The sequence below is a fragment of the Idiomarina sp. ST10R2A5 genome, from assembly GCF_051842325.1.
In the GTDB taxonomy this organism is placed as follows: domain Bacteria; phylum Pseudomonadota; class Gammaproteobacteria; order Enterobacterales; family Alteromonadaceae; genus Idiomarina; species Idiomarina abyssalis.
Genome location: NZ_JBNIEX010000003.1, coordinates 341,318 through 365,074, shown reverse-complemented (window position 1 = coordinate 365,074; position 23,757 = coordinate 341,318). Strand labels below are relative to the sequence as shown.

The 23,757-nt window shown below is 44.9% G+C and carries 25 protein-coding genes; 5 read left to right on the top strand and 20 right to left on the bottom strand.

Annotated elements, in window-relative coordinates:
- Together ACP7FG_RS06275 and ACP7FG_RS06270 are read left to right on the top strand one after the other, a co-directional pair.
- On the top strand, nt 1–344 hold a 344-nt coding region (locus ACP7FG_RS06275; protein ID WP_439225871.1), incomplete at its 5' end, for a M23 family metallopeptidase.
- Between the two features lie 5 nt (nt 345–349).
- Nucleotides 350–1,324, top strand: coding sequence for a hypothetical protein (locus ACP7FG_RS06270; protein WP_439225870.1), 975 nt, complete (start codon nt 350–352; stop codon nt 1,322–1,324).
- 470 nt (nt 1,325–1,794) lie between these two features.
- On the opposite strand, the gene ACP7FG_RS06265 is transcribed toward ACP7FG_RS06270, so the two are convergent.
- Together ACP7FG_RS06265 and ACP7FG_RS06260 are read right to left on the bottom strand one after the other, a co-directional pair.
- Nucleotides 1,795–2,865 (bottom strand): hypothetical protein, encoded by a 1,071-nt coding sequence (locus ACP7FG_RS06265; RefSeq protein ID WP_439225869.1) that lies wholly within the window; start codon nt 2,863–2,865, stop codon nt 1,795–1,797.
- Between the two features lie 5 nt (nt 2,866–2,870).
- On the bottom strand, nt 2,871–3,695 hold the full coding sequence (locus ACP7FG_RS06260; protein ID WP_439225868.1) for a M23 family metallopeptidase: 825 nt from the start codon (nt 3,693–3,695) through the stop codon (nt 2,871–2,873).
- Between the two features lie 148 nt (nt 3,696–3,843).
- On the opposite strand from ACP7FG_RS06260, the gene ACP7FG_RS06255 reads away from it, so the two are divergent.
- Nucleotides 3,844–4,815, top strand: coding sequence for an IS30 family transposase (locus ACP7FG_RS06255; protein WP_439225867.1), 972 nt, complete (start codon nt 3,844–3,846; stop codon nt 4,813–4,815).
- A gap of 265 nt (nt 4,816–5,080) precedes the next feature.
- Here ACP7FG_RS06255 and glmS read toward each other — a convergent pair whose 3' ends face one another.
- The 16 genes from glmS to ACP7FG_RS06175 all read right to left on the bottom strand — a co-directional run bounded on the left by glmS (nt 5,081) and on the right by ACP7FG_RS06175 (nt 20,596).
- Complete coding sequence (gene glmS / locus ACP7FG_RS06250) at nt 5,081–6,913, bottom strand: glutamine--fructose-6-phosphate transaminase (isomerizing) (RefSeq protein ID WP_224798513.1); 1,833 nt, start codon at nt 6,911–6,913, stop codon at nt 5,081–5,083.
- A gap of 3 nt (nt 6,914–6,916) precedes the next feature.
- Nucleotides 6,917–8,287: a bifunctional UDP-N-acetylglucosamine diphosphorylase/glucosamine-1-phosphate N-acetyltransferase GlmU gene (glmU, locus tag ACP7FG_RS06245; RefSeq protein WP_224798514.1), complete on the bottom strand. Its 1,371-nt coding sequence runs from the start codon at nt 8,285–8,287 to the stop codon at nt 6,917–6,919.
- A 122-nt stretch (nt 8,288–8,409) separates the two neighbouring features.
- Complete coding sequence (locus tag ACP7FG_RS06240; RefSeq protein ID WP_054488987.1) at nt 8,410–8,826, bottom strand: F0F1 ATP synthase subunit epsilon; 417 nt, start codon at nt 8,824–8,826, stop codon at nt 8,410–8,412.
- 17 nt (nt 8,827–8,843) lie between these two features.
- A complete protein-coding gene (gene atpD, locus ACP7FG_RS06235; RefSeq protein ID WP_054488985.1) occupies nt 8,844–10,229 on the bottom strand; it encodes a F0F1 ATP synthase subunit beta in 1,386 nt (461 codons plus the stop codon).
- Nucleotides 10,230–10,271: 42 nt separating this feature from the next.
- Nucleotides 10,272–11,135 carry a F0F1 ATP synthase subunit gamma gene (gene atpG, locus ACP7FG_RS06230; protein WP_439225866.1) on the bottom strand — a complete coding sequence of 288 codons (864 nt, stop codon included), beginning with the start codon at nt 11,133–11,135 and terminating at the stop codon, nt 10,272–10,274.
- 54 nt (nt 11,136–11,189) lie between these two features.
- Nucleotides 11,190–12,731 (bottom strand): F0F1 ATP synthase subunit alpha, encoded by a 1,542-nt coding sequence (gene atpA, locus ACP7FG_RS06225; protein ID WP_054488980.1) that lies wholly within the window; start codon nt 12,729–12,731, stop codon nt 11,190–11,192.
- 14 nt (nt 12,732–12,745) lie between these two features.
- Nucleotides 12,746–13,279 (bottom strand): F0F1 ATP synthase subunit delta, encoded by a 534-nt coding sequence (gene atpH / locus ACP7FG_RS06220; protein WP_054488978.1) that lies wholly within the window; start codon nt 13,277–13,279, stop codon nt 12,746–12,748.
- A 17-nt stretch (nt 13,280–13,296) separates the two neighbouring features.
- Entirely contained in the window at nt 13,297–13,767 is a 471-nt protein-coding gene (gene atpF / locus ACP7FG_RS06215) for a F0F1 ATP synthase subunit B (RefSeq protein ID WP_054488976.1), read from the bottom strand.
- 37 nt (nt 13,768–13,804) lie between these two features.
- Nucleotides 13,805–14,062: a F0F1 ATP synthase subunit C gene (gene atpE, locus ACP7FG_RS06210; RefSeq protein ID WP_011235847.1), complete on the bottom strand. Its 258-nt coding sequence runs from the start codon at nt 14,060–14,062 to the stop codon at nt 13,805–13,807.
- Nucleotides 14,063–14,127: 65 nt separating this feature from the next.
- Nucleotides 14,128–14,925, bottom strand: coding sequence for a F0F1 ATP synthase subunit A (gene atpB, locus ACP7FG_RS06205; RefSeq protein ID WP_054488974.1), 798 nt, complete (start codon nt 14,923–14,925; stop codon nt 14,128–14,130).
- A 12-nt stretch (nt 14,926–14,937) separates the two neighbouring features.
- Nucleotides 14,938–15,324, bottom strand: coding sequence for an ATP synthase subunit I (locus tag ACP7FG_RS06200; RefSeq protein ID WP_054488972.1), 387 nt, complete (start codon nt 15,322–15,324; stop codon nt 14,938–14,940).
- Between the two features lie 168 nt (nt 15,325–15,492).
- Nucleotides 15,493–16,368 carry a ParB/RepB/Spo0J family partition protein gene (locus ACP7FG_RS06195; RefSeq protein ID WP_054488970.1) on the bottom strand — a complete coding sequence of 292 codons (876 nt, stop codon included), beginning with the start codon at nt 16,366–16,368 and terminating at the stop codon, nt 15,493–15,495.
- 19 nt (nt 16,369–16,387) lie between these two features.
- Nucleotides 16,388–17,179, bottom strand: a complete 792-nt coding sequence (locus tag ACP7FG_RS06190) for a ParA family protein (RefSeq protein ID WP_054488968.1) — start codon at nt 17,177–17,179, stop codon at nt 16,388–16,390.
- Nucleotides 17,180–17,227: 48 nt separating this feature from the next.
- Nucleotides 17,228–17,848: a 16S rRNA (guanine(527)-N(7))-methyltransferase RsmG gene (gene rsmG / locus ACP7FG_RS06185; protein ID WP_222236058.1), complete on the bottom strand. Its 621-nt coding sequence runs from the start codon at nt 17,846–17,848 to the stop codon at nt 17,228–17,230.
- 9 nt (nt 17,849–17,857) lie between these two features.
- Nucleotides 17,858–19,753, bottom strand: a complete 1,896-nt coding sequence (gene mnmG / locus ACP7FG_RS06180) for a tRNA uridine-5-carboxymethylaminomethyl(34) synthesis enzyme MnmG (RefSeq protein ID WP_054488964.1) — start codon at nt 19,751–19,753, stop codon at nt 17,858–17,860.
- Nucleotides 19,754–20,146: 393 nt separating this feature from the next.
- Complete coding sequence (locus ACP7FG_RS06175) at nt 20,147–20,596, bottom strand: flavodoxin domain-containing protein (protein WP_054488962.1); 450 nt, start codon at nt 20,594–20,596, stop codon at nt 20,147–20,149.
- Between the two features lie 58 nt (nt 20,597–20,654).
- Here ACP7FG_RS06175 and ACP7FG_RS06170 point away from each other — a divergent pair, with 58 nt between their 5' ends.
- Nucleotides 20,655–21,149 carry a phosphatase domain-containing putative toxin gene (locus tag ACP7FG_RS06170; RefSeq protein ID WP_439225865.1) on the top strand — a complete coding sequence of 165 codons (495 nt, stop codon included), beginning with the start codon at nt 20,655–20,657 and terminating at the stop codon, nt 21,147–21,149.
- A 38-nt stretch (nt 21,150–21,187) separates the two neighbouring features.
- On the opposite strand, the gene gloA is transcribed toward ACP7FG_RS06170, so the two are convergent.
- Nucleotides 21,188–21,742, bottom strand: coding sequence for a lactoylglutathione lyase (gene gloA / locus ACP7FG_RS06165; protein WP_224798519.1), 555 nt, complete (start codon nt 21,740–21,742; stop codon nt 21,188–21,190).
- 75 nt (nt 21,743–21,817) lie between these two features.
- Here gloA and ACP7FG_RS06160 point away from each other — a divergent pair, with 75 nt between their 5' ends.
- A complete protein-coding gene (locus tag ACP7FG_RS06160) occupies nt 21,818–22,063 on the top strand; it encodes a GIY-YIG nuclease family protein (protein WP_224798520.1) in 246 nt (81 codons plus the stop codon).
- Here ACP7FG_RS06160 and ACP7FG_RS06155 read toward each other — a convergent pair.
- Nucleotides 22,052–23,731, bottom strand: a complete 1,680-nt coding sequence (locus ACP7FG_RS06155; RefSeq protein WP_439225864.1) for an FUSC family protein — start codon at nt 23,729–23,731, stop codon at nt 22,052–22,054. The two genes, ACP7FG_RS06160 and ACP7FG_RS06155, sit on opposite strands and share 12 nt — an antisense overlap.
- Nucleotides 23,732–23,757: the final 26 nt, after the last annotated feature.

The following is a 23,757-nucleotide window of genomic DNA, read 5'->3' as shown; positions in this document are numbered from 1 at the left end:
CGGTGTCTCGCCTGCTAGCTTTGAAAAGGCGTACTTTGAAAATCTACAGACTGTCTAGTGAAAGCTGGGAAGTCCAAGTAACGGCATCTGGCACTATATATGAGTTTGTGATGATTCATATGGTTACAGATAGCGTAATTGTCGAAAGTGGAGATTCAATTACTCCAGGACAACCTATTGGAGAAGTAAATTGCACTGGCGCGTTTGGTGGTGATCACTTGCACTTACAAGTGTATGAAGTGACCTATCCCATCAACCCAATAACTAACAAACCAATGCAAAAGAAAGTAGCGATTGATCCTGTTCCCCTAGCCGGCGGCGAAGCCTGTAGTAAAAAAGGATAAAAATCATGAACTATTTAAAACTAAATGTGATCCCTTTAGCGTTTTTGACTTCTATTTCAATGGCGCAGCAGCAAGTATTAAGTCACGATATGGAACCCAGTGAAGAAACAGTATTCACGATAGGTAAGGATAACTTTTTAGCCATAATGAAGGATAAAAGTTCTTACCAACTAAAAATAACTAATAGCTCCAATGAGGCCTTAATTCAAACAAATCTACCCTGGAAGCCAAGTCATTTAGAGACCTTCAATGACATTGAACGGTCCTTAATTGGCAGTTTGAAAAAAAACGGATTCAATGGTGATGGCAATTTAGCTGTTTTAGATTCGAAAGGAATAGTTAAATCATTCAAAAACGTATCTGATTATGGCTCTTTAAACAGTTCGGGCGGATTTTTTATTATTAGTAATGAGGTAGATAAGCCTACCCTCTCAACTTATAGTAAAAATTTAAAAGAAATTAGCTCTCGCAACTTTCCGAGCGAATTAGTTAAACGAAGTATGGTTTCGGTTTCAAAGGATGGAAAAGAGTTAGTATTCAGCTCTCCATCTCCCGATATGTCGCACCGAAAATCAATTACTAAGTATTCTGGGCATAATTTTTCTAAAGAAACCAAATATGAGTTTGGTGGGGCTCCTCTCTACCAGGCTGTCAGCTTTGGAGATAACGAGCTAGCGATTAACGTAAGCGGAAAGCTCGTTGCCTTTAGAGGCCAGACTGCAGTCTGGACTTACGAACCCAAGCCTTATTTTTCAGTAAATTTAGTCGCAACCTCGCAAGATAAAAACTACCTTGTCATCAAAGGCGATAGCGGTGAAGTCGCATTAATCAACAGTGAGGGAAACGAGCTATTTCGAGTAGATAATAGAAATGGTTCAGAGGTCTCTGTAAAAGGCAAGTTTGTCCTCGTGACAAACAATGGATTGGCCAAGAAATTTTCTCTCGAAACCGGTAAAAAAGTTCAAGAAAAAGATAAGTAGTATTTTATTAGTGATGGATGTGGATAGCCAAAGTCGTAAAAAGCAAAACTTGGATTTCTCAGCTTGCTCTATGTTATCTGCGACGTTTAAAACCGTACAAGAAACTAAAAATCAACTGATTCATGAAATTCGTTTAAACGGTAATTTTTAACAACCTTAATGTTATTTAAGAACTTTAATGTGCGCCGACAAAAAAATGTCGTGCAGTAATAAAGTCTCATCCTGATGTTAGCGTAAGCTAGTGATTTTAGGTTTTTAATACAGCAAAAAAATAGTTAGATGTGCGAGTGAAAATACCGTGCAGATTTCTGGCTCTATTCAACCACAGTCCGATTATAAACAAGATGAACAGCAGTGAAGATACAGTACATTTGATGGAATGTTAGTATGCTCCACTATTGTTACATACTTTTAACTGCCTTTATCAGCTTCACATCTAGGTATCATGAAACTAGCTATTCTTAATAGCCTTAATTCTTTGTTGAAATCACTGATAACTTATTGCTTTTGATGTTAATACGATAAACGTCCTCACCCCAATTGGGCGGATAAATAACTGTTTCGTTCTTGTTTACCTTAAGGTGACTAGTTACCTTTCCATCTAGTTGAACTATTAAATGTTCAGTATCATCGCTAAGTACTAAGTAATCGTTGCCGAAATACTCTACTTGGTAATTACCAGAAGCTTTTTTTCCTTTTTGATGAGCATGCCCTTTTAAATCTTTAAAGTCACTCACGATCTCGCCCGAAAGGTCGAGAATTGTATACTTACCCTTGTTATTTCCGAGGATTACCATTTTTTCCTTATTTGGTGACAACCTTAACTGCCCTTGATTCCACGGGACGCCCTCGCTCGAATAAATCCATTGTAAATCTTTTCCCTGATAAGCTCTCACCTCGTCATCCAACCGGGCTATAAGTAAGTCTTCTACATAGTACGCCTCATAAAAGAGGCTTTCTTTTTCTTTAAAATCCCATCTGTTTTCCAAGTTAGCTATTGAAAAACTCGTTATACTTTTCCAGCCGCTATCGTCATACAAAGTAAAATGGCGCTCATTATCGCTCATTATAACGGACGCTCCAGACAGATCGGCAATTGACCACGACTCTGAGAAAATTAACTGGTTATTGACAATATTTTTAAGTTCGAAATGATCGTCATAGTAAATAGCCAGGACATCGGAACCCTTTGCAAAATTGGCCCACTTCGCTCCATGAATTGATAACGAGAATAATGACTGGTCAGTTTCAACCTTGCCGTAGTGAATTACCCTGTTTTCAGTATCTTGAAGTAGGAATGCTGGTTTGGATTCGTTAAAAAAACCAAAGTTTACTGTATTGGGGAATGTCCAACGCTCGGTTTCGTTACCTCTTTTCACCCTTAGTACTTGGGCTCCTACCTCAGATTTTCCGAGTACAAACAGACCTTTTTCACCATAATTCTTAGCACTCAGAATACGTTCGAAGTCCATATTCAGAGTGTCATTGGCAATTGGTTGGCATGAAACAATAAGTAAAGTAATAAAAATTAAATATCTCATAGGGATTATTCCTCCTCCATCAATTTTTCGCAGTTCAAGCCACCTAAGTGCTCAATAGGATCAATCGGACTTGTTTCTTCACCAACCTTCGTCGGTTTTCTAGTGATAGGATCAATGGAAATAATTGGGATAGTCTCATCCAGCTCAAAGTGTAAGTGGGAACCAGTCACATTACCCGTCTCGCCAACGTAACCTATTACAGTACCTGGGTATACTATATCTTTGCGCGCAACATTTACTGAATCAAGGTGAATATAAGTGCCTTCATAGCTTCGACTTCCGTTTACCCAGGTTACTCTTACATAATTACCATTACCCTCTCTTATGCCATCTCCAGCGAAACCAACCTCGCTCACATAACCGAAGGCAACAGAATATGCTGGGATTCCTACTACACTTTGAAGGTCAATACCGTTGTGAGGCGTTTCTTTCCCGGTAATCGGATGAATTCTATCAGGCGAAAAAATATCGCCACTATCCATATGGTAATTATCAACAGTGTTAAGAGTTAGATCTTTAAAACAATTCGAAAGACCGTCTCCATCAGGATCAGTTTTTGAGTCGGTATAAGGTTTCACCTCTTCCCCGCTTCCTGTCAACCCTCCTTCGACAACTGAGCGAGGAGCATTTTGAGTTGCCTCGTATTCATCACGCCCGGTATCCCAACAAACAAGTTCAGTCCACGAAATCGGGCCGAACTGAGTATGAGCTGTCTTTAACGTTAGTCCACATTCCACACCTACCGGATATGCTGCATGACTATCAAAAGCTGATAAGCCGCTCAAAGCGATTGCTACAAAAAGCAACCCTTCCATCCTTGGCGTATTCATTTGAAAAACCTTTACTTATTATTTTAACAATAAAGTATCCTGAATTCAGATAATAACCGCAACACTCATGTAATGGGAAAGGTCGGAAGGAGGTCAGCTACCAACATGTGGTAGTCTTACTTTTCGACCAAAAAAAGTGAGTTCCAACATGAGTTATCGGCAGCTGACCGAGGGGCAACGATACCAGATTTCTGCGTTGCTCTCAGAAGAATTTTCACAACGAGAGATTGCAAGAAAACTGAATATTGCGCCCTCGACCATTCATCGAGAGTTGCGACGTAACAACAATTTGTGCGGGTCATATGACCCTCAAAAAGCTCAAGAGCGCACGTTAAAACGACGCTCCAAGCCAAAACCAAAAAGGGTTTGCGAGAATACTCGAAACGCTGTAGAGCTTATGCTCAAGATGGACTGGAGTCCGGAGCAGATATCAGCTATCTGTACGCGGATAGGTTATCCAGTCAGTCACGAGTGGATTTACAATTATGTACTGGCTGATTTTTATGGCGGTGGTGGTTTATTTACTCACCTACGCCATCGGTTAAGACGCTATAAAAAACGTTTGCATAAGCAACGTGGTCGTATTTTAGGCCGTCGCTCGATACACGATCGGCCTGCAATTATTGATGACCGGGAACGCTACGGCGACTGGGAAATCGATACCGTTATCGGCAAGCGCGGAACTGGAGCTATCGTTACGCTTTTAGAGCGTAAAAGCCGTTTTTATCTTGTGAAAAAAGTCACAAGCAAACATGCTGATGCCGTTGCTGACGCAACTATAGAAATGCTGCAACCCTTTAAAGTTATGGTGCACAGCATTACGGCCGATAATGGCTTGGAATTCGCTGATAACGAACGTATCGCAGAAGAGCTTGATACAGACGTTTATTTTGCTGAACCGTATGCTTCGTATCAGCGCGGCGCGAATGAAAATGCGAACGGCTTATTGCGTCAATACGTGCCAAAAGGTACTGATTTGCGCACTGTAACCAACAAGTTGATCGTCAAATATCAGCAGCGCTTGAATTTAAGACCCCGGAAAACTCTGGGGTTTATTCAGCCAGACTTAATTTTTAAAGAGCAATTGCAACAAGCTATGAGCGAGTGTTGCAGTTATTAGTTGAATCTAGGTAACATTAATTATTGATACTTCAAACTCCAAGTAAAAATGAAAAGTACATTACGCATTGAGGTTCGCGATTAGCTTGGGTTTTACTCAGGGCATGAATCGCCACATCGTTTAATCGTCCTGCTTTAACCGATCGCGCTGGTGGGTAACATAATTCTGAAGTCGATTTCCACGACCCCTTCTCAGTATGTAGCTTTATTACTAGGTATGATTCTTTATTACTACACCACACAAAAAAGGGCCTTTCGGCCCTTCCTTATTCAACAGTGACTGACTTGGCCAGGTTTCTGGGCTGATCCACATCGGTGCCTTTAATCAGGGCCACGTAGTAAGACAGCAGCTGCAAAGGAACGGTATAGACAATAGGTGCTATCACTTCGTCGCAATGGCAGACGTTAAGCACATTTAACGACTCATCGCCTTTGAAGCGGGCGTTTTTGTCGGCAAAAACGTACATCAAACCGCCACGAGCGCGAACCTCTTCAACATTCGATTTCAGCTTTTCCAGCAAATCGTTATTGGGGGCTACAACAATAACCGGCATTTCTTCATCAATAAGCGCTAACGGGCCGTGCTTTAACTCACCGGCGGCGTAAGCTTCGGCATGAATGTATGAAATTTCTTTCAGTTTTAACGCACCTTCCATAGCAATAGGGTACTGATTACCACGCCCCAGGAACAGGCTATGCTCTTTGTTGGCAAAGTCCTGCGCTAACTCTTCAATTTCATCCGCTAATGACACCGCTTCTTCCAGCTTGGCCGGCAAGGCCTGCAACGCGTGGACAACAGCTTCTTGCTGTTGCTCTGGCATGCCGCGGTATTTGCCAATACCTAAGGTCAGCATAAGCAGGCCGGTCAACTGGGTAGTAAAGGCTTTGGTTGACGCCACACCAATTTCCGCACCAGCGCGGGTTAAAAAGGCCAGGTCCGATTCGCGTACCATAGACGAGGAGCCCACGTTACAAATAGTCAGGCTGCCTTTATAACCAAGTTCTTTCGACAAACGCAGTGCTGCTAAGGTATCTGCCGTTTCACCACTTTGAGAAATGGTGACTAACAAGCTGTTCGGGTGAACATAAGACTTTCGGTAGCGGAATTCTGAGGCAATTTCGATATTACATGAAACGTTCGCCATAGATTCGAGCCAGTAGCGCGCCACCATACCTGCGTGGTAACTCGTTCCACAGGCAACAATTTGAACGTGCTCGATACCTTTTAAAATATCGGCGGCGTTTTCGCCAAAAGCATTATCCAGCACGCTGGTTTCGGACAAGCGGCCTTCCAGTGTGTTACGAACGGCAATAGGCTGCTCGTAAATTTCTTTTAGCATGAAGTGGCGATACTCGCCTTTCCCGCCTGCGTCATAGCTGACATCAGACTCAATAATTTCGCGCTCTACAGCGTTGCCTTCGGCGTCATAAATGTCTATTTCAGTGCGGTTAATGTCGGCTACATCGCCTTCTTCCAGGTAGATAAACTGACGGGTCACCGGCAATAAAGCTAACTGGTCAGAAGCCACAAAGTTCTCGCCAATACCCACACCAATAACCAGAGGGCTACCAGAACGGGCAACGACTAAACGCTCAGGGTATTGGGTATCCATAACCACGGTACCGTAAGCGCCTTCCAACTGACGTACTGCCGACTTAACGGCAGCCAGTAGATCACCATGCGTTTTGCGTTCGTGATGAATTAAGTGAGCGATTACTTCGGTGTCAGTCTGCGAGTTAAAGACATAACCTTCGGCTTTTAGCTCTTCGCGCAGGCGTTCGTGGTTTTCAATAATGCCGTTATGCACAACAGCAATTTGATCCTCAGAGCGGTGAGGGTGGGCATTAGCTTCAGTCACACCACCGTGCGTTGCCCAACGTGTATGCGCAATACCAATAGTCCCGTCTAACGGGTTCTGGTCTATAGCGTCTTTAAGTTCCTGTACTTTACCGGTACGACGCACACTTTTTAAATGCTTATCGGCGTCAATAACAGCCACACCAGCCGAATCGTAACCCCGGTACTCCAGTCGTTTTAAGCCTTCCAGCAAAATACCTGTTACTCGACGTTCAGACGTCGCGCCTACAATACCGCACATAAGTTAACTTCCTTTTTTCGACTGTGGACGTTGCCATCCGCTGATATTACGCTGCTTGCCCCGGGCTACAGCCAGTTCGTCATCTGCTACCGCCCGGGTAATGACCGAGCCGGCACCGACGGTTGCATTTTTACCAATAGAGACAGGCGCAACCAGAGAGCTGTTTGAGCCAATAAAAGCGCCGTCACCAATTTCGGTAAGCGCTTTATTCACACCATCGTAATTGCAGGTAATGGTACCTGCACCAATATTTGCGTATTCACCCACCTGAGTATCGCCAAGGTAGGTTAAATGACTGGCCTTTGAGCCTTTACCTAAACGGCTTTTCTTCATCTCGACAAAGTTTCCGACCTGCGCTTCATCCGCAAGTTCCGCTCCGGGGCGCAACCGCGCAAAAGGACCGACTTTGCAGCCTTTTGCCACTTTTGCATCTTCTATATGAGAGTTCGCGCGAATAACCGTGTCGTCGCCAATAACGGAGTTTCTAATGACACAGTTTGGCTCTATAACAACGCGGTCGCCCAGAACCACATTACCTTCAAAAACCGCATTAATATCAATAGTGACGTCGCTGCCGGCACTCAATTTACCGCGGCAATCAAAACGAGCAGGGTCAATTAAGGTCACGCCCTGAGTCATCAGCTCTTCGGCCTGACGCTGCTGCAATGCGCGCTCTAGCGAAGCTAACTGCTGGCGGTTGTTGGCACCTTCCACTTCCTGCGCGTTGTCAGGCTGTGCAGTAGCAATATTTACGCCTTCCTGGGCGGCCATTTCCACAATGTCAGTCAGGTAATATTCTTTCTGCGCGTTGTCATTGCTGAGTTGCTCAAGCCAGCCTTTTAGCTTGTCGCTGTCAGCTATCATAATACCGGTGTTTACTTCGTCTATAGCTAACTGCTGCGCATTTGCGTCTTTTTGCTCAACAATGCCGGTTACGCTGCGGCGTTCGTTACGCACAATACGACCATAACCTGTTGGTTCCGCTAACGTCATAGTCAGCAAGCCAAGCGAGGTATTAGCACTGGCTGTTACCAGCTTAATTAAAGTGGACTCGGTTAACAGGGGCACGTCACCATACAAAATAATGACTTTTTCATTGCTTTTAAGGTGCGGGATAACCTGTTGAACGGCATGACCGGTACCCAATTGTTCACGTTGCTCTACCCAGGTTAAGTCATCGCCGGCAATAGCCTGCTGCAGCTGATCGCCACCATGACCATAAATTAAATTAATGGCATCTGGCTTTAATGACCTGGCAGTATCAATGACGTGTTCTACCATCGGTTTATTCGCCACTTTATGCAGCACTTTGGGTAAGTCTGAACGCATGCGGGTTCCTTTCCCTGCGGCCAGAATAACAACGCGTAACTTCATATTAATGAGATCCTTAATTCAGTATCGCTTGCAGCAGCTTTATTACGTACACCTATTGTAACGACAAAAAAGGCCCTGTTGCACTAACAACAAGGCCTTTTACGTATTTTAACGCAGAAGTTTTAGCGCTTAAGCTTACGAATAACCTCAAGCTGAGCCAATGCGCGCGATAACTCGGCGATTGCCTCTGCATAGGTCACATCTGCACTTGAGTCAGCAATAGCTTCTTCAGCGCGTTTCTTCGCCGCTTCAGCTTCTTTCTCATCGAGATCGTCACCACGAACAGCAACGTCTGCTAGTACAATGACATGACCAGGCTGTACTTCTAACACTCCACCGGCGACATACAGAAGTTCTTCGTCGCCCGCTTCGCTGACATACCGAACCATACCTGGTTTGATTTTTGTCAGCAGGGGCGCGTGACCTGGGTAAATACCCAGCTCACCTTCGCTACCAGAGACCTGAACCGTTTGTACAACGCCTGAGAACAATTTGTCTTCAGCGCTAACAATGTCCAGATTTAATGTTTGTGTTGCCATTCAAACCTCCCGGTCGGTTACAGGTTTTTGGCTTTTTCTACCGCTTCTTCGATGGTACCAACCATGTAGAAGGCCTGCTCTGGCATATCGTCGTAATCACCATCCAAAATGCCTTTAAAGCCGGCAATAGTATCTTTCAAAGATACATATTTACCTGGAGCACCAGTGAATACTTCGGCTACGAAGAAAGGCTGCGACAAGAAGCGCTGAATTTTACGAGCACGAGATACAGACAGTTTGTCTTCTTCAGACAGCTCGTCCATACCCAGAATCGCAATGATGTCTTTCAGCTCTTTATAGCGTTGCAGTACTTCCTGAACACCCATTGCTGTGTCGTAGTGCTCATCACCGATAACCTGTGGGTCCAACTGACGTGACGTTGAATCCAACGGGTCAACCGCAGGGTAGATACCCAATGACGCGATGTCACGGTTAAGTACAACGGTTGCATCCAAGTGCGCAAAGGTTGTTGCCGGAGATGGGTCAGTCAAGTCATCCGCTGGTACGTAAACCGCCTGTACCGACGTGATTGAACCCGTCTTAGTAGAGGTGATACGTTCCTGCAGAACACCCATTTCTTCGGCCAGGGTAGGCTGATAACCAACCGCTGAAGGCATACGGCCTAACAGTGCTGATACCTCAGTACCGGCCAGGGTATAACGGTAGATGTTATCAACGAAGAAAAGTACGTCGCGACCTTCGTCACGGAATTTCTCAGCGATAGTCAAACCCGTCAAAGCAACACGTAAACGGTTACCCGGTGGCTCGTTCATCTGACCATAAACCAGTGATACTTTATCCAGAACGTTTGAATCGTTCATCTCGTGATAGAAGTCATTACCTTCACGAGTACGCTCACCAACACCAGCGAATACTGAGTAACCGCTGTGCTCGATTGCGATGTTACGGATAAGCTCCATCATGTTAACGGTTTTACCAACACCAGCACCACCGAACAGACCAACTTTACCACCTTTAGCAAACGGGCAAATCAAGTCGATGACTTTAATACCTGTTTCTAACAGTTCGTTAGTGTTTGACTGTTCTTCGTAGCTTGGTGCCGCACGGTGAATAGACATCTTCTCGTCTTCACCGATAGGGCCCGCTTCATCAATTGGGTTACCCAATACATCCATAATACGGCCCAGGGTCTTCTTACCCACTGGAACCATGATTGATTCACCGGTGTTTTCAGCGGTGATACCACGACGCAGACCGTCAGTTGTACCCATTGCGATGGCACGTACGATTCCGCCGCCCAGCTGCTGCTGAACTTCAAGAACCAAACCTTCTAAGCCACCTTCGGTCACTTTCAGTGCGTCGTATACTTTTGGTACAGCGTCTTGTGGAAATTCTAAATCCACAACGGCGCCGATAATTTGTACGACCTTACCTTGACTCATGACGTTTCCTCTAACTCTTCAATTCTGTTAACCGTTGCCGCGTTATACCGCTTCGGCGCCGGACACGATTTCCGAAATTTCTTGCGTAATTGCTGCCTGACGTGCCTTGTTATATCGCAATTGTAATTGGTCAATAATGTCTTCGGCGTTGTCGGTTGCAGCTTTCATAGCAATCATCCGAGCGGCTTGCTCACTAGCAAAGTTATCTACGACGCCTTGGTACACTTGCATTTCTACGAAGCGACGAATTAGCGTATCTAGAATACTTTCCGGATTCGGCTCATACAGGTAATCCCAGCTACCTGTCTGTACTTCTTCTTCCGATCCTGCTTGCGGCAATGGCAACAATTGATGAATGGTCGGCTCCTGGGTCATCGTATTCACAAACTTGTTGAATACAACGTACAAGCGATCAATTTTACCTTCTTCAAAGGCATCCAGCATAACCTGGATAGAACCGGTGATTTCTTTCAGCTCTGGCTTATCGCCCATACCTGAAACTTGCGCTTTCAACTTACCAAAACGCTTGAAGAAACCGGTTGCTTTGCTGCCTATTGCGGCAAAATCCGCTTCAACATCTTGCTCTTTCCATTCGTTAGCGTGCTTAACGACTTTCTTGAACTCATTACCGTTCAAGCCGCCACACAAACCACGGTCGGTAGAAACAATGATGTAACCCACACGCTTAACCTGACGTTCTTCCATAAATGGATGACGATATTCAAGGTTACCGCGCGCCACATGACCAATCACCTTGCGAATGGTGTCCGCATAGGGGCGACTAGCCTCCATACGTTCCTGCGCCTTTTTCATTTTCGACGCAGCGACCATTTCCATAGCACTGGTGATCTTCTGAGTATTACCGATACTCGAGATCTGAGTTTTTATCTCTTTACCGCTGGCCATGACGATTCTCCTGTTAACTCAACGACAAATGGCCGCTACTGCGGCCAGGTGCGATTACCATGATTGCGTTTGCTTGAATTTCTCAAGCGCGGCTTTCAATTGCGCATCGATGTCGTCGTTATAGTTGCCAGTTTTATCAATCTCAGCCATTAGCTCGGCGTATTCGCTCGCCATGAAAGATTGCAGCGACTCTTCAAAATCCATGATTTTGTCGATTTCTACGTCTTTCAAGAAGCCTTTTTCAACGGCATAAATTGATACAGCCATTTGAGACACGCTCATAGGCTTGTACTGTTTCTGTTTCATCAGTTCGGTTACACGCTGACCGTGCTCCAACTGTGAACGAGTCGATTCATCAAGGTCAGATGCAAACTGAGCGAACGCCGCCAATTCACGGTACTGAGCCAGGGCAAGACGGATACCGCCACCCAATTTCTTGATGATTTTCGTTTGTGCTGAACCACCAACACGAGAAACCGAGACACCGGCGTTAACCGCAGGACGAATACCTGAGTTAAACAAGTCAGTTTCTAGGAAGATCTGACCATCGGTGATTGAGATAACGTTAGTCGGTACGAATGCCGATACGTCACCTGCCTGAGTTTCAATGATAGGTAAGGCAGTTAAAGAACCAGTCTGGCCTTTTACTTTACCGTCAGTGAATTTTTCTACGTAGTCAGCGTTAACACGCGCCGCACGCTCAAGTAAGCGAGAGTGGAGGTAGAAAACGTCACCAGGGAATGCTTCACGACCTGGCGGACGACGCAGCAACAGTGAAATTTGACGGTATGCAACAGCCTGCTTAGAGAGGTCATCGTATACGATCAAAGCGTCTTCACCGCGGTCACGGAAGTATTCACCCATAGTACAGCCAGAATAAGCGGCTAAGTACTGCAGTGCTGCAGATTCAGAAGCAGAAGCCGCAACCACAATGGTGTTTTCCAATGCGCCGTGCTCTTCCAGCTTACGTACAACAGCAGAGATGGTTGAGTTCTTCTGACCAATGGCTACGTAAACACACTTAATACCAGAATCTTTCTGGTTGATAATAGCGTCTACCGCTAAAGCTGTTTTACCTGTCTGACGGTCACCGATGATAAGCTCACGCTGACCACGACCAACTGGAATCATCGAGTCAATTGACTTGTAACCCGTTTGTACTGGCTGATCAACCGACTGACGTTCGATAACGCCCGGGGCGATTTTCTCAACTGGCTCATAGCCGTCAGCTTCAATTGGACCTTTACCGTCGATAGGCTGACCTAGTGTGTTAACCACACGGCCCAACAGTTTTTCGCCGACCGGAACTTCAAGGATACGGCCGGTCGATTTTACTTTGGTGCCTTCCTGCAAGTCTGCATAAGGACCCATAACAACCGCACCAACAGAATCACGTTCAAGGTTCAGTGCGATAGCGTAACGATTACCAGGTAGCTCGACCATTTCACCTTGCAGACAGTCTGCAAGTCCGTGAATGCGAATGATACCGTCTTGTACAGACATGATGGTACCTTCGTTGCGGGCTTCGCTGGTGACTTCGAACTTCTCAATTCGCTGTTTGATCAGTTCTGCGATTTCATTTGAATTCAATTGCATGCTCAAGTCCCCAATTAGGATTGCAGTGCGTAAGCAAGTCTGTCGAGCTTGCCGCGCAAGGTGCCGTCAATAACGGTATCACCAGCTTCTATAACAAGTCCGCCAATAATGGACTTGTCGACACTGCAGTTCAGCTTAATTTTGCGTTGCAGGCGCTTCTCAAGTGCTTTACTCAAAGCCGTTTGTTGTGCTTTCAGCAGTTTAACCGCTGACTTCACATCTACAGTGACTTCTTTGTCGTGTTCAGCACGAAGCGTCTGATAGAGCTCACTAACCGCTGGAAGTACAGGCAAACGTTCATTTTCAGCCAGTACTTTAACGAAGTTCTTAGCGTTATCGTCGAGCTCATCGCCGCAAACACCCAAGAAAACATCTGTCGTTTTTCCAACAGTCGAAGAGCTGCTCAAAAATGAGGCAATAGTCTCATCTTGCGCTACCGCAGCAGCGAAGCTAAGCATTTCTGCCCACTTATCGAGCGCTCCCTGTTCTAAAGCAAAATCAAAAGCTGCTTTTGCGTAAGGGCGAGCGACCGTAGTCAGTTCTGACATAAGCTCAAACCCCTTTATTAAAGTTCAGCGACCAGTTTTTCAACAATGTCGCTATGAGCGTCTTTATCAATTTCACGCTCAATGATTTTCTGAGCCCCAGAAACCGCCAATACGGCGACTTGCTTACGCAGCTCTTCGCGAACGCGGTTACGCTCAGCTGTCACTTCTTCATGTCCAGACGCAACGATTTTTTCACGTTCTTCGTGGCCACGTTGAGTTTCTTCCTCAACAATTTTAGCACCACGTTTTTTCGACTGTTCAATGATTTCAGCGGCTTGCTGTTTCGCTTCTTTGAGCTGCTCGGCAATTTCTTGCTGGGCTTTCTCTAAATCTTTTTGAGCACGTTCACCGGCATTAAGGCCGTCAGCAATTTTCTTCTGACGTTCCTCAATAGCCTTGATGATCGGTGGCCATACAAATTTCATGCAGAACCACACGAACACGGCAAACGCGATCGATTGTCCAATTAGAGTAGCGTTGATATTCACAACGGACCTCCTTCAGTTGGTGACCGTCGAATAACGATTAGCCTGCTACCTGGGTTAAGAATGGGTTCGCAAACGTGAACAGCAATGCAACAGCAACGCCGATCATTGCGATAGCATCGATAAGACCAGCTACGATGAACATCTTAACTTGCAGCTGTGGTGCCAATTCTGGTTGACGAGCAGCAGCTTCCAGGAATTTACCACCCAGAATACCAAAGCCCAGTGCTGTACCCAGTGCAGCCAGACCGATCATGATTGATACAGCGATAGCAGTAAAAGCAACTACAGTTTCCATTGATTTCTCCAGTTTTTCAGTAGATTAAAGTTAAAAGTAAAGCTAAAAACTTTTTGTTTAGAACACTAGTGTTCAGATGAAGCCATGCTTAAGTAAACAATGGTCAGCATCATGAAAATAAACGCTTGCAATGTAATGACCAGAATATGGAACACAGCCCAGGCAAAGTGCGCTGGTAGCTGGAATAATCCAATCATTGCAATCAGAATAAATATCAATTCACCCGCATACAGGTTACCGAACAAACGCAGTGCCAGTGACGCTGGTTTTGCCAGTAACGTGATACTTTCAAGCACAAAGTTTACCGGCATTAACGCCCAGTGATTAAACGGGGTTAATGTCATTTCTTTGGCAAAGCCTTTCACGCCTTTGTACTTAATTGAGTAGATAATAATGAGCGCAAATACGCTGATACTCAGAGCAAAGGTTGTGTTCAGGTCAGTTGTTGGTACAACTTTCATGTAGACGTCATGCGGATCGTCAACAAAGCCTAACCAATAACCACCGTACATAGCGGCTGTTGGTAACCAGTCGACCGGAATTAAGTCCATCAGGTTCATCAGGAATATCCAGACAAAGATGGTTAATGCCAGAGGTGCAATCAGTTTATCTTTACCGTGAAAGGATTCTTTGACGCTGTTGTCGACAAACTCGACAATCATTTCGACAAAGCATTGCCATTTACCAGGTACCCCAGCAGAGGATTTTTTGGCTACTCTGCGGAAACTCCACAGAAACAGCACACCCAGTAACACGGACCAGAAGATAGTATCGACGTTCACCGCCCAGAACCCTTCACCAACCGTCCAATTTTGGAGGTGATGCTGGATATACTGAGTCGGAGTTTGTTCTCCACTTACCATGTTGTTTCCCAGTTAGGTTGATTTTAAAAATAAAACCGGTGCTATCCACTGCATGGTGACGGCGATAACGAAGCCGATAAGTAACCACACAGGATATAAATTTGTTATCAGCAGTGCGAGCATCAGCAGCAGTGCTGTTAGCAGAAGCTTAACGCCTTCGCCTAAAAAGAAGCTTTGTACAACTTTCTGATTAGCGCGTGCACCTGCATGTTTAAAAGCAATAAGTGCAAATAGTGCGTTGGGTATTACAGCGGTTAATCCGCCACAAAGAATACCTAAAGCCGACTGCGTATTCGAAACCAATATCGTGACAAGTGCAGCAACTAAGACCACAATAAATTGTGTGCCTACTATTCTTCCTGCCAGTTTTTTACCTACCGCATTGAGTGCCTGTGTCACGACCAAAACCTTTTAACTGGCGGCTATCTTTATGTGGCTTTCAACCAGCCACAATGAAACTCGCGCTAGTATAAAGATCTGCCATGTAATTGCAAACAAATTTGCCTGTAGGCAACGGTTTCTATGCCATTTAACAAAAGTTCTACAACAATCAATACATTGGAATAATTATTTGATGTGGGTCAGAATTCCATCCAGTTCGTCCAGGTTGGTGTAACTGATAACCAGTTTTCCTTTTCCTTTACGACCATGATTGATGGAAACTTTCGCGCCCAGAGTCTCAGACAATTTCGTTTCTAAATGTTCAATATTCGCGTCTGGTTCGGGCTTTTCAGTTTGTTTCGGGGGGTCGATAGTACGTCTGACCAGTTTTTCGGCGTCACGTACGGTCATATCTTTTGCGACAATTTGCTGCGCTACATCGGCTTGTTGTTCACCTTCTAATGCCAGCAACAACTTGGCGTGGCCCAGCTCAATGTCGCCACGTTCAAGCAATACTTTCACACCGTCCTGTAAATTATTTAAGCGCAGTAAATTCGTTACAGTAGTACGCGATTTACCCACAGCCTGAGCAACGTCCTGATGGGTCATCTGGAATTCATCCAATAAGCGTTGCAACGCTGTGGCTTCTTCCATTGCATTGAGGTCTTCACGTTGAATATTTTCAATTAACGCAATAGCAACAGCGGCTTCATCGGGCACGTCTTTGATTAGACAGGGAACCAGCTCCAGTTTGGCTAATTGGGCCGCACGCCAACGACGCTCCCCGGCAATAATTTCGTATTCGTCTTTGCCAACAGGGCGAACCACAATAGGCTGAATAATACCCTGAGCTTTCACTGAAGCGGCTAAATCTTCCAAAGCTTCGGGTGACATGTCTTTACGAGGCTGATAACGACCGGGTTTTAACTGTTCAACCGGCAGTTTCTGTAATTCGCCTTTAACTTCTTCCGTCACCTGTTCAGATTGACGATCAGAGTTTTGCTGATTACTGGTCAGTAAGGCATCCAGACCACGACCTAAACCTCGTTTTTTTGCCGACATGATTCGCTAAATTCCCTTGTTATGATTCTTCTGCTACTTCGTTACGATTTTCAGAACGTCGGATAAGTTCACCCGCTAAGGACAAATAAGCCTTTGAACCCGTTGATGATTTATCGTAATACATAGCCGGTGCACCAAATGAAGGCGCTTCAGCTAAACGCACGTTACGCGGAATGACTGTTCGGTAGACTTTGTCACCAAAGTGGTTTTTTAGTTGCTCTGAAACATCGTTAGCCAAACGGTTACGCGGATCGTACATAGTCCGCAAAATGCCTTCTATCTCTAGCCCGGGGTTAACCACATCGGCCAGCTGACGAATGGTTTCCATTAACGCAGTCAGACCTTCCAGTGCATAGTACTCACACTGCATTGGCACCAGAATAGAGTCAGCCGCAGCCATGCCGTTAACGGTCAACATATTCAACGACGGTGGGCAATCAATAAAAATGTAATCGTAGGTGTCCTGAACAGCTTTTAGCGCGTTACGCAAGCGTAATTCCCGCGCAAAAACTTCCATTAATTTAATTTCAGCGGCAGTTGCATCAGCATTTGCCGCGATTAAATGATACTTACCGTTAGTGTCTGTTACCGCAACGTCTTTAACCGGTTTTTCTTCAATCAACAACTCATAAATGCTGTTTTCAACATCGTACTTATCAACGCCGCTACCCATGGTTGCATTACCTTGAGGATCTAAATCGATCAACAACACTTTGCGACGGGTAGCAGCCATCGATGCAGCCAGGTTAACTGCTGTGGTTGTTTTTCCAACTCCGCCTTTTTGATTCGCAATAGCAATGGTTGTAGCCACGGGTTTTATAACCTCTTGTTGTTGTCGGATAATCGACTGTCGGTTGTTTTATGACCGTTTGCTTATAATGACGATATGTCGGCTCGCGTCAATGCCGGGAACGTTAATTTGCTCAATACTTTCAGTTTTATAGTTTGCTGACAGTTCGTCCAGTTCTTCTTGTGGGTATAAACCTTTAAGAGCGTAAAACCGTCCTTTATCTGAAGGTAGATGCTCACACCAGGAAAGCATATCATTAAGCGAGGCAAAGGCTCTACTGATTACACCATCAAACTTTTTTTCGTCCTGATAATCTTCAACCCGGGCCTGTACCGGCGTCACATTGGTTAATTTTAACTCGTGACAAACCTGACGAATAAAACGAATACGCTTACCTAAACTATCGAGCAAAACAAATTCTTTATCAGGTTCTGCTATGGCCAAAGGTAACCCAGGTAAACCCGGGCCTGTTCCAACGTCAATAAAACGTTGTCCCTGTAAATACTGACGAACCGCCAGACTGTCCATAATATGTCTTGTGAGCATATCCTTTGGATTTCTTACGCTGGTCAGATTATAGGCTTTGTTCCACTTGTCCAATAAACCTACTAACGCCAGTTGCTGGTCAATTTGGGACTCTGACAGGGTTAGTTGCGCTTGCTCCAATAATTCCTTTAACTGCTCTTTCACATCCCTTCCTTAAGCACTTTTACGCAATAAACCCTGTTTTTTCAGGTGCACCAGAAGCATAGAAATGGCCGCAGGTGTTATACCAGAAATACGAGCCGCTTTGCCTACTGTTTCTGGCTGGTGGTCATTTAGCTTAGCAATAACCTCATTCGATAAGCCTTTAATCTTAGCGTAATCGAAAGGTGAAGGAAGCAAAGTATTCTCGTGACGCTGCTGCTTCGCAATTTCATCGTGCTGACGCGAAATATAACCTGCATATTTAATCTGAATTTCAACTTGTTCAGCGGCTAATGGATCTTCTAATCCCGGAGCAAAAAAATCCGTCTTGGCAAGATCCTGATAATGGATCTCCGGGCGTCTCAATAACTCTTCGCCACTGACTTCTTTGGTTACAGGGCTTTTTACCAAGGCATTAATTTGCTCCACTGAGGCGTGGTCTTTATGCACCCAGGTGGTTTTTAACCGTTGTTTTTCCTGCTCAACAGCTTCCATTTTCTTATTAAATGCAGCCCAGCGTTCATCATCGACTAAACCAAGGTTCCGACCAATTTCGGTTAAGCGAATATCGGCGTTATCTTCACGCAGAAGCAAACGATACTCCGCACGCGAAGTGAACATACGGTACGGTTCCTGAGTACCCAAGGTTGACAGATCATCGATCAACACGCCCATGTAGGCTTGATCACGTCGTGGTGACCAGGAATCTTTATCCTGTGCCTGCAATGCGGCATTTAAGCCAGCAACAAGGCCTTGTGCTCCGGCTTCTTCATAGCCGGTTGTGCCGTTAATTTGGCCGGCAAAGAACAAGCCGTTAATGACTTTGGTTTCCAGCGATTGTTTAAGATCTCTGGGATCAAAATAATCGTACTCTATGGCGTAGCCCGGACGCGTAATATGAGCGTTCTCGAAGCCTTTAATTGACTGAACCAGACGCTGTTGAACATCAAACGGCAGACTGGTTGAAATACCATTAGGGTAAACTTCAAAGGTATCTAAACCTTCAGGTTCTACGAATATTTGATGTGAACCTTTTTCAGCAAAACGAACGATTTTGTCTTCGATAGAAGGGCAGTAACGTGGCCCTACACCCTCAATCACACCTGAATACATGGGCGAACGATCAAGCCCTGAACGAATAATTTCGTGAGTGTTTTCATTGGTGTGCGTAATGTAACAGGGGATTTGCTGTGGATGATCAGCACGCGAACCCATATAGGAAAATACCGGAGTTGGGTTATCGCCAGGTTGTTCCTGCATGACCGAAAAGTCGACGCTTTGGCTGGCAATACGCGGTGGTGTGCCGGTTTTTAGCCGCTCTACTCGTAACGGCAATGAACGTAAGCGTTTAGCTAAAGCATTTGCAGGAGGATCGCCTGCGCGGCCTCCTTGATAGTTATCCAGACCAATATGAATTTGTCCGCCAAGGAAGGTCCCTACCGTTAAAACAACGGTTTTAGCGGTAAATTTAAGACCCATTTGGGTAACAACCCCGGTAACGCGATCGTTTTCAACAATAAGATCATCACAACCTTGCTGGAATATCGACAAATTAGGTTGTGTTTCTAATGCGTAGCGGATCGCTTGTTTATACAGTTGGCGATCGGCCTGAGCTCTTGTCGCTCGTACTGCAGGACCTTTTGAAGAATTGAGTGTTCTGAATTGAATTCCGGCTTTATCTGCAGCTTTTGCCATGAAGCCACCAAGGGCATCAATTTCCTTAACTAAATGACCTTTTCCTATTCCACCAATGGCTGGGTTACAGGACATTTGCCCTAAAGTATCAATATTATGCGTAAGCAATAGGGTTTTAACACCTAAACGAGCGGCGGCTAAGGCTGCTTCTGTTCCGGCGTGTCCTCCACCGACAACAATAACATCAAAGTGTTGTTGGCTCTGTTCTGACATTCAATGTGACCTTTCGTTGAAGAATAGGAAAATAGCCGATTATTTTAACGCGATTTTGTATAAATCTAAATGGTTAAATTTCGTTCAGTGTTATTAAAGATCTTAAAGAAGATCAGTAAAGGATCTTATTTAGATCTTTTATTGTTATTACTACTAGTCAGCGGTTTTCTGTGAATAGATCGCTACAGCCCTTTTTTTATATAGCTCATATTAAGATCACTCTCTGTAGATAACCGGGGTTGAACTGGGATCATAGATCGTGGATAAGTGGGGTAGTTATACACAGATCAGTTTATCCCCAGTGTTATACCCACTCCATTGACAGTGCTTAAGTGATCTTATGCCAGCTTTAATCACAGGCTAAAATAACTGTGTATAAGCATGTGGGTATGATCACAGAGCCTTTACAGAATCAGTGATCGCGGGCAACCAGGTTAATGTTTTTTCTTCCGGATCGTCTTCCAGCATGTCTATTTCTAAACGATCAGCCAGTTTAATGGCACCGAGTTCCTGCAAACGGCTATCGCAATGACGACCCGCCTCGCAGAAGGTGTCGTAGCAGGACTCACCAATAGCGACAACTGCGTAGTTTAGTCCTGTTAAATCAGGGCTTTGGGGATCATTTATTTCATCATAAAAATCGAGCATAGAGTCGGCATAGTCGCCGGCGCCGTGACTGGCTAGAAAAACTAACCAGGGTTGATCGGTCGGGAGTTTTTCAAATTCTGGCTCGTAGTGAAGCTCGGTTTCGATACCTTGTTCGTTGAGTTTTTCGCTGACAGTATCGGCTAAAAACTCGGTATTACCGGAGGTTGTACCCACTAAAAGATGTAAAACGGTCATAAACTTTTTTGCTCATTTGCTACTATTAGAAAAACACGAATCATACAGGAGAACCCAAATGGTAAAAGGTCTTATAAAGGTATTAGTGGCTTTAAGTGCCGTAATAGTTTCATTCAATGTTTCAGCTGGTATAGAGTCGCCTAAACAAGTGTCTGAAAACCTTTGGGTTATGGGCACGCCTTCAGATGAACAGTTAGCGGAATTTGCGGATAACGGCGGTGATGTTGTTATTAATTTGCTTTCACAAAAAGAAATGATCGAAAGCGAGGAAGCTGCTGTTGTGACCCGTAATGGTATGGCTTATTACCATGTACCGGTTAATGGCGCAGACGGTGTTACCCTTGAGAACGCACGTATGGTTGATCGTATTCTATTAGAAAATAGCGATAAAACCGTTCTGGTGCATTGCGCTTCGAGTAACCGCGTAGGTGCACTGATGGCTTTGCGCGCGGGTTGGTTAGACGGAATGCCGGTGGAAAAAGCGTTAGAAGTTGGTCGTGAACATGGCATGACGTCGCTGGAAGATAAAGTGAAGACGATGCTTTCTGATTAACAAAAGAAAGGCCAGCTCTTATGAACTGGCCTTTTCCTTTATTTTAAATGCTCTTTTAAAAGTTCCGGTTGGCGCTCTGGTGTAAATATCTCAATCCAATAGCCGTCCGGGTCTTTAATAAAGGCAATGCCTTTCATTTTTCCATCGTTAGGGCGTTTTTGAAATTCCACGCCCATTTTTTTGAAACGCTCACAGGCAGCATCGATATCGGGAACTGCGAATCCAATGTGACCGAAGCCTTTCGGCTCTTCATTGCCACTGTGGTAAGACACTGAATCGTCGTTTTCATCGCCCCAGTTGTGTGTGAGCTCTAACATAGCCGGACGACCAAAGGTTTGTTCAATACGTTTGTCGTGGTCGGTTGACCAGTCTTTACGTTGCTCCGGTGAAATAGCAGCCATGAAATAAAGCGTGAATTCCATTTCAGGAAAGTCCAGGCGCTTTACCAGAGTCATTCCCAACACCTCACTGTAAAACTTTAAAGTGCGTTCCGGATCTTTTATGCGGAACATGGTCTGGTTAAAAACAAAGTCGTGCGTTGCCGGGTCATGTTGTTCCGATAACCCCTTGGCTTCATCAAAATGTCTGCTCATAATAGCTTCCTTAGTCGGTTCAGTAATTAACTGCTGTTACACTGTTTATTGGGTTTATTACGAGAGAGTTCAAGCGTGGCCTGGTCGGTTTATTTAGTGAAGTGTGCTGATAATACGTTTTATACCGGTGTGACAACTGACGTTGAGCGCCGCGTTAATGAGCACAATGAGGACGATAAAAAAGGGGCGAAATACACACGTGCTCGTCGTCCGGTTGAGCTTGTCTGGAGTGAGGTGCACCCTAACCGCTCGAAAGCATGTCAGCGTGAGTATGAAATAAAACGTTGGTCTCGCAATAGAAAAACTGAACTAACCGGTTGAGTTGAGTCTTTTTTGTCCGGTTAAAAGGTGTTCAATTATGGAGTCTTTTTCTTTTAAGCCGAGCTTATCACTAATTTGGGTTAGCTTTATGACTCGATGGTAAAAGCGTGCTTTGCGCCTTTTGTATTGGCTTTCGGTGAGTTTCTCGGTGTCCAACTGGTCAATTTCTTCTGTCAGTGTTTGCAATAAAGTTTGGTAACGAGCTTTTAGGCTTGTCGGGTAAATTAGACGATAAGCAACTAATGCAAGCAATGGTGCGGCAACCACGGCTAAAGCAATGGTAATAGAGTGACCAAGATGGAACGAATAAGCTACTGAAGGCTGCATTAGTAGTAAGAAGACCAAATTAAAATCCATGCTGCCGTTGGCAGTTTTTTGATGAGACATAGGAAACCCGGCCAACAAAATAACGGGCATTAACGCCACTAACATCCAAAAAATGGCATCCTGATATTGCCAGACAGCAGCTTGTATTAGTATGGCGGTCAGAGCTCCTGCACACTGTCCAAAAAATACATACTTCATGGTCAGGGCGGGGTTATCGGCAGTTGAAAATAATGTCAGCATAACCGACGCGCCTAACATTAAATAAGCCAGCTGAAACCATTCGGTATACCACCAGGCTGCACCAATTAGGCTCATTATAACCAAGGTTCTTATAGCCGCCTGACGAGCGCCTCTCCAGTCGCGGTGTAAAATAGTTTTGGTCAGCAGGGTTGAGCTGGCCGTTTTGCCTGAATCCCGAAAAGATAAACGGTCATTGGTGGCTTCAACAAATTCACTGAACCGTCTTTTTAATGCATCGTTTTTAATCAGTTTCAGGGCTTTTCTGAGAGGTTCAATAATTTCGGAACGTTTAGCGGAAGAATTTAACTTATTTGATGATTCTAGTAAGTGATTACTTACTTCTTTGTTTTTTTCTGGTTCCTGAATATTGAGTTCGGTTAAAAACCCGAGCTGACTGTTAATGATTAAACGTAAGGTTTTGGCCGACTCATGAGCGCTGACAGAACCAGTACCATGATCGAGTAATTGAGCTTCTATGGCCGCTAACTGCGACAACTTTTCAGACAGGTTAAGTGAAACCTTATCCGGTTCAGCAAAATAATGACTGATATCCTGTAAATTAGCGGCGGTAAGTCGGCGAAGTTGGTTAATTAAAGTTTGTTCCGCGCGTTTATAAGTAAAAGCCCAACCAATAACTAACGAGGTTATAATACCGACAAATACTGTAAGCAAACGGTCGATACCCAGTGGCATCAAAGCATCTGGGCTTTGTGTCAGAAGAACGACCATTGAGGCAGAGTACCCGGCCAAAATGGTGCCGTAGGAAATAAGACCGTGCAGTAAATTGCCGGTGTAAACACAGAAGGTTACCCAGAGTGATAAACCAACTACCAGCCAGATGATCTCGCCGCCGGCAGAAACAACCAGTATCATTCCAAACATGGTGCCCAGCAAAGTACCTAAAGCACGATAGGCGGCTTTTTCTACGAGAAGACCACGAGTTGGCTGTGAAACAGCCCAAACGGTCATAGCGGCCCATTGAGGGTGTTCTAATCCAAGTGTCCAGGCAAAAACAAGTGACAAACAGCCAGCAATGCCGGTTCTGAACCCAAACCGGAGCCGGACGTAGTCAAACCCCCATTGCGCTAACTTGTCTTTCACTTTTGTTCCTTAACCACGAAAGTCTT